This is a genomic window from Aquabacterium commune (assembly GCF_004362855.1).
GTDB classification, from domain to species: domain Bacteria; phylum Pseudomonadota; class Gammaproteobacteria; order Burkholderiales; family Burkholderiaceae_C; genus Aquabacterium; species Aquabacterium commune.
Map to the genome: position 1 here is coordinate 199,650 of NZ_SNXW01000008.1, position 16,051 is coordinate 215,700.

Here is a 16,051-nt window from a genome sequence, read left to right on the forward strand (position 1 = left end):
GTTGGGGTGTGCCCCGTGTCAGGGCAGCAGCGGCGCGATCCAGTCGGCGAACCAGTCGCTGAGCAGCACGCGCTGGCTGGTCGGGTTGGCTTCGAAGGCGCGCATCACCGGGCCCTTGCCGTCCAGCAGGTTGTCCACGAAGGCGCCCACGTCGTGCAGCTTGGCCTCGACGATGCTGGTGCCGCCGAAGGTCACGATGGTCAGGCAGTGCGAGCCATTGAGTTCGCGCTTGTTCGGGATGTACCAGCCCACATTGGGCTGCGGCTGCATCTGCGCGATCCAGGGCGTCAGCTCCTGGCGCCACTTCTGGTTGAGCAGTTTGAGCCGGGTGGCGTTGTCCGGGGCGTTGGCGATCTCGGGGTAGAACTTCTGGTATGAGAAGGCCGAGAAGTTGGTGTCTTCCTGGAAGTTGGCGTAGCCGATGCGGTCGTTGGGGAAGATCTTGCCCAGGCCGGCGGTGATGCTGCCCAGGTTGTCGGCGTTGCCCGCGCCCGGGTACTTGTTGACCAGCTCGGTGACCAGGCCATTGGCGCCGTCCAGGCCCCACACGGTGCGGATCTTGTTGTGCAGCAGCACGGACGGCGCCTGCTCGGGCGTGGCGTTGCGCGGCACGTCGAACAGTGGGCCGGAATCCGACAGCAGCGCCATCTTGCGGGGCTTGAGGGTGTCGCGGAAGGCCGGGTAGAGCGCCGCCGACCCCACGCCACCGGCCGAGAAGCCGGTCAGCAACAGCTGATCGGGTTGCTTGAGGTTGGAGGCCATCCAGCGGGCCACGGCCTTGGCGTTGATGGCACCGCGGTGGAAGTAGCTCAGGGGCTGGGCCGGGTCCACGTTGTCATAGACCGCGACCTTGTTGCCCGTGTGCACGTCGCCGGTGCAGTAGGTCAGGTAGATGATGTTCCAGCCCTGCGTTTGAACCGACTGCAGCGGGTGCAGGCGCATGGTGAAGGGCGTGACCAGGCCGAGCTTGGCCTGGCGGTTGAAGTCCGTCATGTAGTTGGCCGGGATGCCGTCGGGGTTGACAGCGTCGAGCAGGGTGCCGCCCTTGCACGCGGCCTGGTCCCAGCAGGCGCCGCCGCCTTCGAACATCACCACCGTCTTGCTGGTGAAGGGGGTGCGGTTGACGAAGAAGCGGTAGGGCGTGCCGTTGCCGCAGCTGGCACCGCTGGCGGCGGGCAGTTCGACGGCTTCCCACTGGAAGTAGCCGGCCTGGGCGGCGGAGCAGGCCAGACTCAGGCCGAGGGCCAGCCCCCAGGTGTGGCCGGCTTTCATCAGCAGGGGGCGCAGGGACATGGCATCTCTCCTTCAACGGTGTTGTGTCGTTCCGTGGAGGAGTCTCGGTCCGTGCAACGTGTCACGGTCTGCGCGTTTTCCTGGGGCGCAAGGCTGTGGCACCGCAATGCGGGGGGCGCAATTGTCAGCTGCCTGACGCTTGGCGCTTTGGGCCGATGGGGTATTCCCGAGCGACCGCTTCAGGCTGCTTGCGCCGCGCTCAGACCACGTCGGCGGGCGGGCGGCGCTGCAGCACCCCGATGGGCGGGGCCCAGCGCGCGCCCTTGGCCTTCTTGGCCGTCACCAGCGTCACGTCGGCGGGCTCGAAGACCTCGACGTTGTGCGTGATGGGCGTGGTCAGCACGTACTGCGCGCGCGTGGAGCGCAGGAAGTGGCCGACCAGCTGGATGTTGCGCACGTCCAGGTGGGCGAAGGGTTCGTCGATGAAGACGAAGCCGCCGGGGGTTTCGTCGTCCTTCATCAGGCCCACCAGCAGGATCAGGGATTTGATGACCTGCTGGCCGCCCGAGGCTTCGCCGTCGTTCAAGCCGATGTGGCCCTTGCCGTCGAAGTTGAAGTGCACCTTGAGTTCGGCCTGGCGCAGGCTGACGTCGTCCTGGCCGAGGTGGGGCAGCTCGCACTGCACATCGACGCCGGCCAGCTGGCCCAGCTCGATGATGTTCTTGCGGTAGCGGCGCACGGTGACTTTGAGCACGTCGGTGTAGCGGTCGCGGGCGTTGTCCACGGCGATGGCCGCGGCGGCGTTGCTGGCCTTGCGCTGGCCGAGTTCGTCTTCCTGGCGCAGCACGTTGGCGTTCATCAGCGTGAGTTGCTCGGCGACGGTGCCATCGGTCTCCCACTGGCCTTCGCTGAGTTCGCGGTCCACGGCCTCGGCGCGCAGGCGGGCCTGGGTGGCGTTGCCGTAGTGGGTCTGCATGTCGCGCAGGCGCTCGGCGCGGCGCCAGGCCGCGGGCAGCGAGAGCTTGACCTCGCGGGACATCACGGCCTGGCCCATGAGGTCGTCGAAGCGGGCCTGCCACTCGCGCTCGTGCTGGGCGCTGCGTTGCTCGATGTGGGCCAGGCGCTCCTGGGCCTGGCGGTAGGCGTGCTGCGCGTGGGTCTGCGCGACCACGGCGCGCTTGAGGTCGGCTTCGGCCTGTTGCCAGCGCTCGCCGGCGTCCACCCGGGCCTGCTTGAGCACGGGCAACTGGCGGCGGGCCTCGTTGAACTCGGCTTCGCGCTCGATCAGTTCGGCCGCGGCGGTGAAGCCTTGCGCGGCCTGGCGGGCGTCCTGCAGCTGGCGCTCGAAGAAGGCCTGGTCGCGCACGATGCGCGTCATTTCCTCGTCGAGCTGGGCCAGGCGATTTTCGATGGAGGCGCGGCGCGTGGCCACGGCCGAGGCGCCGAACTGGTGCTGGCCGGGGTCCACCCAGACGGAGCGGCCGCCACGGCCATCGCGGTGGTAGGCCTCGGGGGTGATCCATTCGCCACCGGCTTTCACACCGGCCTCGGTGCTGTCCACGCGCTGGATGTGCGAGAGCTGGCGCAGCAGCCAGCGCGGTACCGGGGCGCTGAATTTGAGCACGGCCAGCAGGCTGTGCTTGTCGGTGCCGGTGAGGCTGGCGGGCGCGTGGTCGGCATCGGCCACGATGTAGTGGCGGTAGCGTTCGCGCTCGGCCAGGGCCATGGCCTGCGCTTCCTGGCCGGGCTGGGCCAGCACCACCACCCAGCGGCTGCCGCGCAGCACGCCTTCGGCGGCGGCACGCCAGCGCTCGTCGGCGATCTCGATGACGTCGGCGATCAGGTGGTGATGGATGCCGGCCTCGTCGAGCACGCGGCGAAAGCGCGTGACGTCGGGCGGGGGCGGGGCCTGGCGCTGGCCTTGGAGGGCACTGAAAGCTTTTTGCGCGTCGTCGCGCTGGTCCTTCAGGCGCTGCCATTGGGCGGACAGCTTTTGCTTGTGTTCGCTGAGCTCGGCGATGCGCGTGGTGAGCTGGGCCGCATCGCCCTCGACCACGGCCAGGCCTTGCAGCTCGTCGGCGCGCTTGACGGTGAGCTCCATGGGGCGCTCGGCGTCACGGGCTTCTTCCTGCAGGCGGCGTGCGGTGCGGACCTTGGCTTCGAGCGATTCGACGTGCTCGGCCGCGGCGGTCTGCTCGTGCAGGCGCTGCAGCAGTTCGGCCTTGACCTGGCCATGGGCGCGGCGGTCATCGCTCGATTGCAGGCGCTGGCGGTGCAGCTCGCGCAGCTTGGTGGCGAGCTGCTTGCGTGTCTCGTGGTTGGCCATCACGGGCACGACCTCGGTGGCCAGGCGCTCGCGCTCCTGGCACTTGAGCTCGTACTGGCGGTGGTTGTTGACGCGCACCTCCAGCTCGGCGCGCTGGGCGCGGCCGTGCGAGAGCTCGCGCTCGGCGGCTTCGACTTCCTGCGTCAATTGGCGCTGGTGGCTGCGCGCCTCGTCGTAGCGGTCGAGCACGTCCTGGTCGCCGAAGACGTCGAAGACGAGCTTGAGCAGCTCTTTGGGCGAGTACTCGCACAGGCGGTCGGTCTGGCCCTGTTCGAGCGCCAGCACCTTGGCGATGGCGCGCGACAGGCCCGCACCTTCGAGGCGCTTGCGCCAGTTGTCGATGCCCAGCCAGTCCTTGTCGCTGGTGACGCTGGGGCCGCCCGCACTGCCCGTGCCGCTGCGCTCGATCAGCTGCTCGATGCTGACATCGCCTTCGACCATGGTGTAGCGGCGCGTCCAGTCGCCGCCGTTGCGGTCGATGCGGCAGGCCAGGGTGACGACGTCGGCGTAGAGCAGGCAGCGCGCGAAGGGCCGGTTGGACGATTGGCGGTTGCGCGGGCGGTTGTCCACCGTGGCGCGCAGCCAGGCGCAGTCGGCGTTGGCGTGGCGCGCGTAGGTTTTGTAGCTGCGCCCGCCCGAGCATTCCAGGCCGAGCAGGGTGCGCATGGCGTCGAGCAGGGTGGTCTTGCCCGAGCCGTTGGGGCCGGCCACGGTGATGATGGCGCCGTCCAGCGGCAGGGTCAGGCGCTGGCAGTAATCCCAGTGCAGCAGTTCGAGGCTTTGCAGGTGGAACATGGGGGGTCAGGCCTCGCCTTGGTTTTCTTCTGGTGCGGTGTCTTCCGGGCCGTCGTCGGTCTCTGCCAGCGCCGGCTGGGTCAGCGCCAGCGGCAGGCTGGCTTGCAGCTCCTTGGCCTGGGCCAGCACGTCGCCGAGGGCGCCTTGCAGGATGCGCGGGGCGAGCACGTCGTAGTCGAGCAGCAAGTCGAGCAGCGGACCTTCGGTGATGTCCTCGCCCTTGCGGACGATGAAGCCGTGGTTTTCCAGGCGCTTGAGGTTGGTGTCCAGGCGCGTTTTCTTGCCCAGCTGCACACCGAAGTCGGCCAGCAGCGCGCGGTAGGACACCAGCGGGCTGACGCTGGCGGCGGTGGGCACGGGCTTGTCCTTGCCGAACATGTCGTTCTGGGTGTCGCCCTCGCCGTGCTTGTCGATGCTGGCGGCGCGGGCGGCCTGGCGTTCGCGCTTGGGCAGCACAATCAGCGCCCACAGCAGCACCAGCAGCGAGACGGCGTCGCGCGGCAGGTCGATGTTGTTGTGGCTGTTGAGGCCGGCTTCGCCGAAGACGGCGGTCTCGGCCGGGCGCAGCAGGGCGACGCTGACGTGGTCGGCGTAGAGGTTGTCGATCAGGCGCAGGCCGACCTGGGCCAGGCGCTCTTGCGTGGCGGCCCAGAGGTCGGCGTCGATGAGGGCGCGCTTGACCTTGGGGTGCTGGCGCGGCAGCCAGCGGCGCGCCAGCAGTTCGGCCGACAGCAGGGCCGCGTCATCGAGGTGGGTGCTCATGGGGTGTTCGTGTCAGGTGCGGTGTCCAGCGGGCGCAAGGTGCCGACGCTGATGAGGGCCACGGCCTCGTCGTCTGTGCCGGTGTGGCGGGGCTCGAAGGCCCAGGCCCAGGGCGTGCGCGCCAGGTCGCCGGTGAGGCCCTTGAGCGTTTGCGCCTGCGCGTCGCCCACCAGGGGCAGCAGCTGCAGGCGGTAGGCGGCCTGGGCGAAGCGGCCGCCCAGGATGGCGTCGCTCAGCGGGCGGGTGGGGTTTTGGGCCTGGCCTGCCTGTTCGTGCCAGCGGCCGAACTGGTGGACCAGCGCGCCGAGCTCGGCCGGCAGGCTCAGGGTTTCCAGCGCACCCTCGGCGGCGGCGGCCGGTGGGGGCAGGCCGGCGGCGGCATCGGGGCTGGGGCGGTCGCGTTCGAATTCGCCCTCGGCCACGTCCAGCAGGTCGTGCGGGCTGACCAGCACAGGGCGCACAGGCACGCTCAAAGCATCGCCCAGCAGCGCGTGCAGGGCCGGATGCTGCTGCAGCCACAGGCGCACGTCCGAGGTCGTCAAGCCGGTGGAGCCCAGCGTGACGCGCTGGCGGTCGGCCTGTTGCAGCGCGCGGGTGAACTGGCTGGCCATGGCCAGCAGGCGGGCCTGCTCCTGGCCGATGGCGCGGGCCTCGCGCTCCAGGCGCGGGTCGTCGTGCTCGGCGCGGATCAGCGCAGTCAGGGCCTGGCCGGCGCGGTCCACCAGTTGCAAGGCGCGGTCGAAGCGGGGCTGGGCGGCGCGCAGGCGGGCTTCGGAGCCGCTGGCGATGGCTTCGGCGAAGCCGTCGTGCAGCCGCGCCAGCTGGGCGTGCAGGTGCTGGAGGTGGTTGGCGTTGACCAGGCCGAGCTGCTGGGCGCCGGCCACCTGGGCCAGCAGGCCGGACATCTCGTCGTCCTCGGCCGATGTGCTGGGCGTGGTCAAGGACGCCAGCAGCGCGTGCACCTGCTGCGCCAGCGGCGAGAGGTGGTAATCCTGCGGGGTGGCATCCCAGACCAGCAAGCCGAGCTCGCGCAGGCGCTTGAGCGCGCTGTCCAGCGCCTCGGGCAGCAGCATGTGGAAGAGCCGGTTGACGTCGTCGCGCGAGAGGCGCGCCTGCGGCTGGCTGGCGAGCGCCATGAAGCACCACAGGCGCAGTTGCACGCCGGCCTGGGCGCCGCCGAACAGGCCACGCAGGGCGTCGATCAGGCGCAGGCGTTGCTGCAGCGCCGAGGCCAGGGGCTGCTCGGGGACGGCGTCGGCGTCGCGAAAGAAGTGTTCGAAGCGCTGGCTGTCCGCGGGGGTGTGGCCCTGGCCAGGGCCGCTGCCGCTGCCAATGCCGAGGCTCGTGGCGCCGTCCGTGGCACGGTGTGCGAGGGCGCCGTCGTGCGGGGCCGGGCGCGGAAGCTCGTGCAGGGGCTCGGGCATGGCTCGTGTTGGACGCGTGAAAAGTGGGGGCGCGAGGGCGCAGGGTCGGGTACGCATTATCCCGGACTTGCCGGCCAGGGCCGCTCCGCAAATCCAACCCCGCACACCCCCGCATCACCCCCGCATCACGCCCGTGTTGCCGCCCGTGTTGCCGCCCTGCGGGCAAACCCCGCTACCATGCACGCGGATGAGCGACACCCCCCGCACCGAATGGACCGGCGCCGATGGCGTGACCCACACCCTGCGCTGGTGCAGCCTGGCCGATGTGCCGCCGCCGCGCCGCGTGCAGCTGGCCGATGACACCCTCTCGGCCGATGCCGCCTACCGCCTGGTGTGCGAGGGCACGGCGCTGCTGTGGCAGGGCGATTTCCACCAGGCCCGCCAGATGCTGCAGGCCCTGGGGCGCCGCGTGGACAAGGCCGCGGAACGCGCAGCACAACGCGCCACACAGCGTGCCCCCCGCGCCACCGACATCACCCAGACCTTCCACCGGCACCGCAAGGCCCAGGCCGAGCGCGCCCGCATCCTGGGCCTGCTGCTGGTCCCCTTCGATGCCGACCACGGCATCCCGCTGCGCCGCGCGCCCGACGCCCGCCTGGCCTGCCGGGAAGCGCACGGCGCCGTCGATGCGCCGTACGCGGCCTCGCTGCGCGAACTGCAAGGCATCATCGGCGCGCACGAATGGCGCAAAAAAGGCGTGCCCGTGCCAGCGCTGGGCGCCAGCGTCCACCCGCACCACGGCGTGTTCTCGCCGGTGCGTGGCGAGTACCTCGACCTCATCCGCGACGCGCCCTTGCCCGCCGCCCTGACCGCGCAAGGGCCGCAAGGCGAGGCCTGGGACATCGGCGCGGGCACCGGGGTGATCGCGGCCCTGCTGGCGCGCCGCGGTGTGCCGCACGTGCTGGCCACCGAACTGGCGCCACGGGCCCTGGCCTGCGCGCAGGACAACCTCCAGCGCCTGGCCCTGGCCCGGCGCGTCACGCTGCTGCAGGCCGACCTGTTCCCGCTGCCTGCAGCCGATGGCGCCACCCGCCGATCGGCCCTCATCGTCTGCAACCCGCCCTGGTTGCCCGGCCACGCCAGCTCGGCGGTCGAACAGGCCATCTACGACGCCGACAGCCGCATGCTCCGTGGCTTCCTGGCCGGCCTGGCCGCGCACCTGCTGCCCGGCGGCGAGGGCTGGTTGATCCTGTCGGATTTCGCCGAGCGCCTGGGCCTGCGCTCGCGCGAGCAGCTGCTGGGCTGGACCGCAGACGCCGGCCTGGCCGTGGCCGGGCGCCTGGACATCCGCCCGCGCCACGGCAAGGCGCAGGACCGCGACGACCCGCTGCACGCCGCGCGCTCGGGCGAGGTCACATCCTTGTGGCGCCTGGTGGCGGCTTGACGGCCACCCCCGCCCCCACCCCCGCATTCACGGCATCAAGCGGGCAGAGTGCGCCCACTTCGCGCCGGTGTGCTTCAGGTTTTGTGCGACAGTGCTGACAAGGGCCCCCCGGCCCGCCCCACCGCGAGGAGGTTGCCATGATGCTGCTCGACGAGATGCTCTCGCTGAACCTGCTGACCGCGGACCAGCACCACGAAATCGGCGCCTGGGTGCGCCAGGCCCGCACGCCCGAACGCATCTTGCAGATGCCGCCCCACCTCTGGAAGGTGCTGGAGCAGGCCAGCGTGCTGCTGGACTTCGACAACCCGGCCGGGCCGCTCCACTGAGCTGAGGCGCTGACCCCGTCGCTCAGTACGGGTTCGACGTCAGCGCGCCCGAGATGGCGTCCACATGGTAGGCCGGCAGGCCCGTCCAGTCGCTGAGGTTGAACACCGTGTCATCGGCCAGCTTGCGCACCTCCACGCTCAGCACCGTCAGCGGCTGGCCGCTGGCACAGGCCGTGGGCGCTTGCAGCGTGCGCAGGAAGTAGGCGGCGCTCTCGGTCGTGGTGGAGACGTTGGTCACGCGGCGTGCCGTGTAGCTGTAGGGTGCGGCGTTGCCCTGGCCCTCGACCAGCACGGCCGTTTCCACACCGATGCCGATGCCGCGCACCTGCGTGGCCGGCAGCACGCCGCCGGCACAGCCGAAGCTGCCAGCACTGGACGGCGAGGGCTGCACCAGGCGCGACATGAATCCGATGAGGCGACCCATGCGGTCGCGCGTGTCGAGGTGGCTGTCGGTGATGGTGCCGGCCAGCGCGGGTGGCGCGATGAAGCCACCCGTCAGCGCCAGCGGGCTCGGGTCCAGCGTGACGTAGCGGTTGTAGGGGTTGGACAGCGTCTGATCGGTGGTCACGGTGCCCCGGAGCGCGGCGAAATCGAACTGACCCAGCACGGCCAGGCCGGCGCTGGTGCCGCCCACCGGCACGTTGCGCGCCATGAGCTGTTGCAGGGTGCGGTCCAGGGCCGTGCCCTTCCAGGACTTGATGTAGTCGGCCTGGTCGCCGCCGGCGATGAAGACGGCGTTGGCCTTGGCCAGCACCTCGCTCACGCCCGGGTCGTTGGCCGCGGCCAGGCTGGGCACGACCAGCGTTTCCACCGAGCTCAGTCCGAGCGCCGCGCCGCCCACCCAGCCGTCGATGGCCGGGCCGGTGGTGCTGCCGTTGGCGTCGCTGTGGAAGATGTAGGGGTCGTAGGCCTCGGTGCCAGTGGCACGGATGACGACGAAGCGCCCACCGGTGCCCGGACGGACGCCAGCGCGCGTGATCATCCAGCGGAAGGCCTCATCCACATCGGGGCCGCCGCCCATGAGCACCAGCGAGGGCGCAGCCGGCGCCAGCGTCTGCACCGCGGCAGTGGCGTCGCCCGTGACGAAGTAGGAGAAGGGCTTTTTGCCCGCCTGGGCCGGGCCGCTGAGGGCGATGCCGGCCAGCAGGCCGAAGCCCAGCACCAGTCGGGTCGCCAGCCGGTTCGCAGGTTGGCTCGCGGCTTGGGTCGCCAGATGGCGGGTGGGGGCGGTGCGGGACATGGCGGAACTCCTCAGGCAGGCGGGGCAGACCCTCATCCTAGACCTGTGGCGTGACGCTGGAAAGACGTGATGCCCCACCCATCCCAGGAAAACCCTGGACACAGGGGTGACCCGGGAGGCGTCGGCTGGCCTACGATCCACGGGTCATGCTGATTTCCCCGATCCACCTCCGCACCCTCGTTGACACGCTGGACCTCGCGGGCCACCCTGCACGCACCGTGCTGGCCGAAGCCGGCCTGTCGCCCGAGTCGATCGACCCCCAAGGCCCCTGGGTGCCCGAAGAGCGCTTCGACCAGCTCATGCGCGCCTCACAGCAGGTCACTGGCAACCCGGCGTACGGCATGCTGGTCAGCACCAGCCTGGCCCTGACGCGCTACGGGCCGCAGGCCATGTTGATCATCCAGGCGCCCACCATGCGCCACGCCGTGCGCGACACCCGCCACTTCTCACCCTTGCTGCTCGAACAGCCCGAGCTGGACATCCGCGAACAAGCAGGCGAGGCCTGGTTGAGCGTGAAACCGCTGGGCACCACCCTGGCGGGTCAACGCTTTCGCACCGAGTGGCTGATGTGCCTGGCGGTGCAACTGGCCCGCCGTGCAGGCGGCCGTGAAGGCGACCTGCGCGAGGTGCGCTTTGCCTACCCTCGCCCCGATTACGCAGCGGTGTACGAAGCCAACTTCGGCGCGTGCCTGCAGTTCGATGCGGCCGAGAGCGGCCTGCGCTTCCCCAGCGCCTTGCTGGACCTGCCCATCCCTGGCCACGACCGCATGGTCTATGAAGGGATGCGCGTGCAGGTCGATGCGTTGATGGCGCAACGGCTCAACCGGGTCGATGTGGTGCAGGCGCTGCGGGGCCGCATCATGGCCGCCTTGCCGCGCCTGATGGCGGTCGATGAGGCCGCGCAGGCCATGGACATGAGCGGGCGCACCTTGCGCCGCCACCTGTCGGCGCGTGGCCTGGGTTATGCCGAGCTGGTCCAGCAGTGCCAGCGCGAACTGGCCGAGCGCCTTTTGCGCGAGGGGCGCGTGCCACTGAAACAGATCGCCGACGAAACCGGCTTTTCATCGCCCAGCTGCTTCCACCGCGCCTTCCGGCGCTGGCACGGGGCCACGCCGCTGGAGTGGCGCGAACAGCGCCCGTGAAGCGCCAACGTGCCGGGGTGGCGCGCTTCAGCGCCCTGGCAGCCCCAGGCCCTTGGGCAGCATCAGCTCGCCGCTGGACGTGAAGCTCACGCCGCCCAGCGCCGTGCCGGCGAGGCGACCGCGCAGCACGTACTCGACGCGGTCGGTCGGGCCGCTGCCGCTGGCCACGCCCATGGCCTGACGCACCAGCGACAGCGCCGACACCGACACGGGCACGCTGATGACGGCCTCGCCAAAGCGGGGCACGCTGCCGCGTTCGTTGCTGACGCCACTGGCGAAGCGGCTACCGCGCACGTCCAGCGTCACGGACAGGCCATCGAAGTCCAGGGCGTTGTCGTTGGGGTTGGTCACGCGCAGCTTGAGCGCCAGGCGCAACTCCAGGCCCTCGCCGGGCAGGGGCTCCACGCCGACCACGTCCACGCGCACCGGCTCGCGCTGCAACAGGCTGGCGCAGCCGCTCAGCAGCAAGGCGCCGGCCCCCAGGCCCAGCCGCCAGCCGCCGACCAGGGCTGCGCGGCGGGACAAGGGTTGGGAGATGTCGGTGGGCTTGCGGGAGGTGATGTCGGCCATGGCCCATTCTAGGCAGTGCCGGGCCTCAGAACCCCACGTTCAGCGTCACGCGCACGGTGCGCGGCTCGGCCGGGTGCGAGTGCACGTCGTTGATGCCCTCCAGCGGCTCGCCACGCAGGCGGGATTTGTAGAAGTAGTCGATGTCGCTCACCTTGCGGTTGAACAGGTTGAACACATCGACCGACACCTTCGTGCGCGCATCGAGCTTGTAGCCCAGGCGGGCATAGGCCAGCGTCGTGCCCTTGGAGCGCACGCTGTTGTCTTCGACCAGCGGGCGCGGGCCGAAGTAGCGCAGCTGTGCCTGGCCGAACCAGCGGCCGAACTCCGTCACCGTCGCGCCCAGCGAGACCACCGTGCGCACCGAGCCCGGCACCTGCGTGCCCACGTTCGGATCTTCCCCTTGAGGCGTGCTGAAGCGCGCCTGCGAGAAGGCCACGTCGGCGTCCAGCAGCAGCCAGGGCGTGGCGAGGTAGTGGTTGTTGAACTCGATGCCGCGGCGGCGCGAGGCCCCGCTGGCTTCGGTCTCGCCGGCATCGCCCACGAACACGAGCTCCGAGTTCAGGCGCAGCTGCCACAGCGCCACCGAGCTTTGCAGTCCGGGGATGAGCTCGGTGCGCAGGCCCAGTTCGCTGCCCTTGGTGCGCACCAGCGGCACGGCCGAGGCGATGGGCTCGCCGGTTTTCGCCGTGACCCGCGCCGTCATGCCGCGCGCGTCGTTGCTGTGGAAGCCCCAGCCGGTGTTGGCGAAGAACTCGGTCTGCGACCACGGGCCGAAGACCAGCGAGAGCTTGGGGCTGCTGATCCAGGCGCTGCGCTGGCCGCTGTTGTCGGTGATGTTGCTTTGCACATCGACGTTGACGCGGTCGGTGCGCAGGCCCGCGATGCTGCGCAGCCAGGGCGTCCAGCGCGTGTCGTTCTGGCCGTACAGGCCCACGCTGGTCTGGCGCACGCGGCTTTCCTGCGTGAGGCCGGTGCGCACGCCGCCTTCGGCGGTGTAGAGGCCCACGGGCGAGAGGCGGTCGTGGCGCACTTGCACGCCCAGGGTGTTGCTGCTGTCGCGGCCGGCCAGCGTGCCCGTCCACAAGCGGCTGAGCGAGCCGCCATAGACACGGCGCTGCTCGGCCTGCTCGAACTGGTCGCCCGTGTCGGGGTTGTCCAGGAAGTAGGTGAAGTTCGAGAACAGCTTGAGCTGCGAGCCAATGGCATAGGCACTGGCGCGCCACTCGCCGTCGTCTTCCACCTTCAGCGCGTTCCACGACAGGCTGGTGCGGCGTGTGGCACCCCGGTCGGTCGGGTCGATGGCGTCGAAGCGGCCGATCTGCCCGCTGGTGACGGCGCGCTGCGGCACCTGGTCGGTGCTGTCCCACCGGGCGGTGTAGGCCATCAGCGTGAGCGACTGCTTGACGCCGCCTTCGTTCAGGCTGTAGCGCAGCACGCCGTTGAAGCGCTTGAAGTGCTGGGGGTTGGTCCAGGGGCCGTTGTTGTGGGCGGCCTCGACCGCGGCCAGCAACGTGCCCGTGGTCAGTGCCGTGGACTTCGCCACCAGGGCGCGGGCGTAGCCCTTGCCACCCAGCGTGAGGCTGGCCATGCCGCCGTGCGCGCCGACCGCGCTGCCGGGCAGTGTGTCCATCAACTGGATGCGGGCGGTGCCGGCGGAGCTGAAATCGCCGTCTTCCGCGGCGTACACGCCCTTGCGGTAGCCGATGCTGCCGACCAGTTCGGGGATGAGGAAGTTCAGGTCGCTGTAGCCCTGGCCGTGGGCGTGGGTGGGCATGTTCACCGGCATGCCATCGAGGAAGGTGGCGAAATCGGTGCCGTGGTCGAGGTTGAAGCCGCGCAGGTAGTACTGGTTGGCTTTGCCGTCGCCGCTGTGCTGCGAGACGATGACGCCAGGCACGAACTCCAGCACCTCGGCGGGGCGCAGGGTGGGGCGGCTCTGGATGAGCTTGGCCGTGACCGTGCCCTCGCTGGCCGCGGTGCTGCTGCCCACGGCGTTGTTGTAATTGCCTTTGACGACGACTTCAGCGAGCTCGCCCTCGGCCGCATGGGCCAGAGGTTGCAAGGCGATGCCGGCCACGGCCAGGCACAGCAGGCCGGCGGCCTGCGGGATGGCGCGGCGCGGTGCCGATGGCGGGGGGGTGTGGGGCGTGTGCATGGGGGTACTGCGGAAAAGTGATCGGTGTGGTGGGTGCAGGCGGTGTGGACCGGCAGGGCGTGCTCAGGCCCAGCCCGTGTGCAGCGGCACGAAGCCGCGCGTGGGCATCTGCCACAGCCGCAGGCGCTCGGGGGTTTCGCGGCGGGCTTGCGAGAGGCGCCCCGACAGCGCCGCGACACGGGCCCACTCGGCCTCGCTCAAGGCCTCGCGCCAGCGCAGCAGGGCGGCCATGACGGCGGGTTGCAGCCAGACGTCCCAGCGGGTGTCGTCCAGGCCGTGGCCCTCGGTGTGCTTGAGGCCTTCGTGCACCGCGTGGCCCAGGGCGGCCAGGCGCAGGCGCGCAGCGTCGCTGCGGCAGGCGCCGCTGAAATCGCGCAACAGGCGGTTCTTGCCAGCCTGGCGCAGGCAGTGCTCGGTGAACAGGCGCTGCACCTGCTGCAAGGCCAGGCGCACGGCGTGCACGGGCAGCGGGGCGCACAGGGGCAGGGCGGGCGCGTCGTGCGGGCAAGTCGCGTGGCAAGGGCCCAGCATCAGCGCGGCCAGGCGCAGCCACTCGGTGGGCGTCAGGCCTTCGCTGGGCTCGGCCGCATGCGCCCGTGCCATCACCTGCGCGAAGCTCAGCGCGCCCTTGGCGCGGTTGGCCCGCACGCTCATCACGGCGAGGTTGCTGGCCGCGTAGGCCGCGTCGTTGTTCAGGCGGTCCACCGACGCATCGGTGTCTTGCAGGGTGCCGTGGGTCAGCACTTCGCGCGTCACCGGGCAGCGGGTGACGTCGAGTTCACGCAGCAGCTGCGGCGTGACGTCGTTGGCCACCGCGCGCTGGCGGCGCCAGGCGTTGAGGCGCAGCTGCAGCCACTTGCGGGTGAAGCGGTCGGCGTGCGGGCGGCGGTGCGCGGGGCCGGGTCTGTGTGCGCGGCTGTGCCCATGGGCCGCGGCGTCAAAGCCGGCGCACACGGCGGCCGGCCAGTCGGCCTGTTTGGGGATCTGGGTCAGTGTGTGGAAGTCGTGGCCGAGCGCGCGGCCGGCTTCTTCGATGTCCACGTGGGCATGGTCATGCCATGGGTTCATGGTTCACCCCTGGGGTGCGCCACGCCGCGTGCAGCGTGGCAGGTCGCTCCGGCCAGGCACGGGGTGTGGGCACCCGCTCAGGGGTGCGCACCGCGCCTGGCAACCTGGGGCGGGCAGGCGCCGCAGCGCCGTCCCGCGGGAGGACGCTCAGGCCTGCGGGGGGCGCTGCAGGGGTGCGATGACGTGGCTGCGCCAGACGCTGGACGCGGCGCGGCGCCAGGCGGCCGTGCCGTCGCTGGGCGCCAGGGCCTGTACGCTCGGCTCGGACGCGAGGGGGAAGGTGCCGCCACCGGCATCGAGTGCCGGGGCACCGCCGGCGGCGTCCGGGGCCTGGGTGTGTTCGCCGAGGGCGACCACGCTGCTGTCGTGCGGGTCGTGGATGTGGCGCTGGAAGGTGTCGTGGGCGTGCTGGTGGGCGCGTTGGTGAACGTCCGTGGGCTGGGCAAACGGGTGGGTTTTCAGCTCGGCCGCACGCTGCCAGGCGTGGTCGCGGGCGTGCATGGTGTCGATCAGTTGCAGCGCACCCGGGCCGGCCACGCTGGCCACCAGGCTGCGCAAGGTGCGTCGCGCGCTCCAGGCGGTGATGCCCGGGCTGTCTGCGCCCTGGGCCACCGCCAGGGTGACGTCGCTGTGGCGGTGCGCCGCTCCCATCACCTGCAGCAGCACGTTGGAAACCCCGTGCACCGGCAAGGCAAGCACCAGCACCCACACCATCCAGGGGCGCAGGCAGCTCAGTCGCAGGCGTTGCAGAAAACGGGTCATGGTGACCTTATACGCAAGACACATGTACCTTGGATGACGGGTGAGGCTGCGACAGTGAGCCCCACCCAGCCCCACCCCGTCCAGGGGGATCCCGACTTGCGTAGCATCGGCGCCATGAACACCGCTTTGACCCTCGATGTCGTCTCTGACATCTCCTGCCCCTGGTGCGCCGTCGGGCTGTCGGCTTTGCAGCAGGCCATCGCGCAGGTGTCGGCACAGGTGTCGGCGCAGGGCAGCGACCCGGCCACTGAGCCGCCCCTCACCGTGAGCCTGCGCTGCCAACCCTTCGAGCTCAACCCGCAGATGCCGCCCGGCGGCCAGGACATCGGCGAGCACCTGACGCAGAAGTACGGCAGCACGCCCGAGCAGCAGGCGCAGATCCGCGAGACCATCCGCCAGCGCGGCGCCGAGGTCGGCTTCACCTTCAACACGCAGGGCCGCGGCCGCATCTACAACACCTTCGACGCCCACCGCCTGCTGCACTGGGCCGACATCGAACACCCCGCTCAGCAGCTCGCCCTCAAGATGGCCTTGCTGCACGCCTGCCACACCGAGCGCCAGGCCATGGACGAGCCTGAGGTGCTGCTGGCCGCGGTGCGCGCCGCCGGCCTGGACGCCACCCGCGCCCAGGCGGTGCTGGACAGCGAGCTGTTCGCCGAAGAGGTGCGCGAGCAGGAGGCCTTCTACACCTCGCACGGCATCCACGCGGTGCCGGCGGTGGTCATCAATGGCCGGCACCTGGTGTCGGGCGGGCAGCCGGTCGAGGTGTATGTGCAGGCTTTGCGTCAGGTCGCGGCCGCCAGTTGACGCCCCGTGGGTGCGCGGTGCGCGCCGCGCTGGGATAGCATCGCCCATCCGCAGCAA

Annotated in this window: 13 protein-coding genes; 4 read left to right on the forward strand and 9 right to left on the reverse strand. The window is 70.8% G+C overall.

Annotation, left to right across the window (positions count from 1 at the left end; all coding sequences use genetic code 11):
- Positions 1-18: 18 nt before the first annotated feature.
- The 4 genes from EV672_RS14330 to EV672_RS14345 all read right to left on the reverse strand — a co-directional run bounded on the left by EV672_RS14330 (position 19) and on the right by EV672_RS14345 (position 6,540).
- Positions 19-1,293, reverse strand: coding sequence for a pectin acetylesterase-family hydrolase (locus EV672_RS14330; RefSeq protein ID WP_133610387.1), 1,275 nt, complete (start codon positions 1,291-1,293; stop codon positions 19-21).
- Positions 1,294-1,492: 199 nt separating this feature from the next.
- Positions 1,493-4,354, reverse strand: coding sequence for an ATP-binding protein (locus EV672_RS14335; protein ID WP_133610389.1), 2,862 nt, complete (start codon positions 4,352-4,354; stop codon positions 1,493-1,495).
- 6 nt (positions 4,355-4,360) lie between these two features.
- The gene (locus tag EV672_RS14340; RefSeq protein ID WP_243738703.1) at positions 4,361-5,116 is read right to left on the reverse strand and encodes a hypothetical protein; all 756 of its coding nucleotides are present in this window, start codon (positions 5,114-5,116) and stop codon (positions 4,361-4,363) included.
- Positions 5,113-6,540: a hypothetical protein gene (locus tag EV672_RS14345; protein WP_243738704.1), complete on the reverse strand. Its 1,428-nt coding sequence runs from the start codon at positions 6,538-6,540 to the stop codon at positions 5,113-5,115. The genes EV672_RS14340 and EV672_RS14345 overlap by 4 nt, the downstream gene beginning before the upstream one ends.
- Positions 6,541-6,727: 187 nt before the next feature.
- Here EV672_RS14345 and EV672_RS14350 point away from each other — a divergent pair, with 187 nt between their 5' ends.
- The gene (locus tag EV672_RS14350) at positions 6,728-7,924 is read left to right on the forward strand and encodes a methyltransferase (RefSeq protein ID WP_133610391.1); all 1,197 of its coding nucleotides are present in this window, start codon (positions 6,728-6,730) and stop codon (positions 7,922-7,924) included.
- A 137-nt stretch (positions 7,925-8,061) separates the two neighbouring features.
- On the forward strand, positions 8,062-8,250 hold the full coding sequence (locus tag EV672_RS14355; protein ID WP_133610392.1) for a hypothetical protein: 189 nt from the start codon (positions 8,062-8,064) through the stop codon (positions 8,248-8,250).
- Positions 8,251-8,272: 22 nt separating this feature from the next.
- On the opposite strand, the gene EV672_RS14360 is transcribed toward EV672_RS14355, so the two are convergent.
- A complete protein-coding gene (locus EV672_RS14360; RefSeq protein ID WP_166643585.1) occupies positions 8,273-9,490 on the reverse strand; it encodes a cyanophycinase in 1,218 nt (405 codons plus the stop codon).
- Between the two features lie 146 nt (positions 9,491-9,636).
- Here EV672_RS14360 and EV672_RS14365 point away from each other — a divergent pair, with 146 nt between their 5' ends.
- Complete coding sequence (locus tag EV672_RS14365; RefSeq protein ID WP_133610395.1) at positions 9,637-10,632, forward strand: AraC family transcriptional regulator; 996 nt, start codon at positions 9,637-9,639, stop codon at positions 10,630-10,632.
- A 27-nt stretch (positions 10,633-10,659) separates the two neighbouring features.
- Here EV672_RS14365 and EV672_RS14370 read toward each other — a convergent pair whose 3' ends face one another.
- From EV672_RS14370 to EV672_RS14385, 4 genes are all read right to left on the reverse strand, one after another.
- Positions 10,660-11,202 carry an LEA/WHy family protein gene (locus EV672_RS14370; protein ID WP_133610397.1) on the reverse strand — a complete coding sequence of 181 codons (543 nt, stop codon included), beginning with the start codon at positions 11,200-11,202 and terminating at the stop codon, positions 10,660-10,662.
- Between the two features lie 25 nt (positions 11,203-11,227).
- Positions 11,228-13,357, reverse strand: a complete 2,130-nt coding sequence (locus tag EV672_RS14375) for a TonB-dependent receptor (protein ID WP_133610398.1) — start codon at positions 13,355-13,357, stop codon at positions 11,228-11,230.
- A gap of 63 nt (positions 13,358-13,420) precedes the next feature.
- Entirely contained in the window at positions 13,421-14,425 is a 1,005-nt protein-coding gene (locus EV672_RS14380; protein ID WP_133610400.1) for a hypothetical protein, read from the reverse strand.
- A 147-nt stretch (positions 14,426-14,572) separates the two neighbouring features.
- A complete protein-coding gene (locus EV672_RS14385) occupies positions 14,573-15,187 on the reverse strand; it encodes a hypothetical protein (protein WP_133610402.1) in 615 nt (204 codons plus the stop codon).
- Between the two features lie 114 nt (positions 15,188-15,301).
- On the opposite strand from EV672_RS14385, the gene EV672_RS14390 reads away from it, so the two are divergent.
- Complete coding sequence (locus EV672_RS14390; protein WP_208110778.1) at positions 15,302-15,994, forward strand: DsbA family oxidoreductase; 693 nt, start codon at positions 15,302-15,304, stop codon at positions 15,992-15,994.
- The last annotated feature ends 57 nt before the right edge of the window (positions 15,995-16,051 follow it).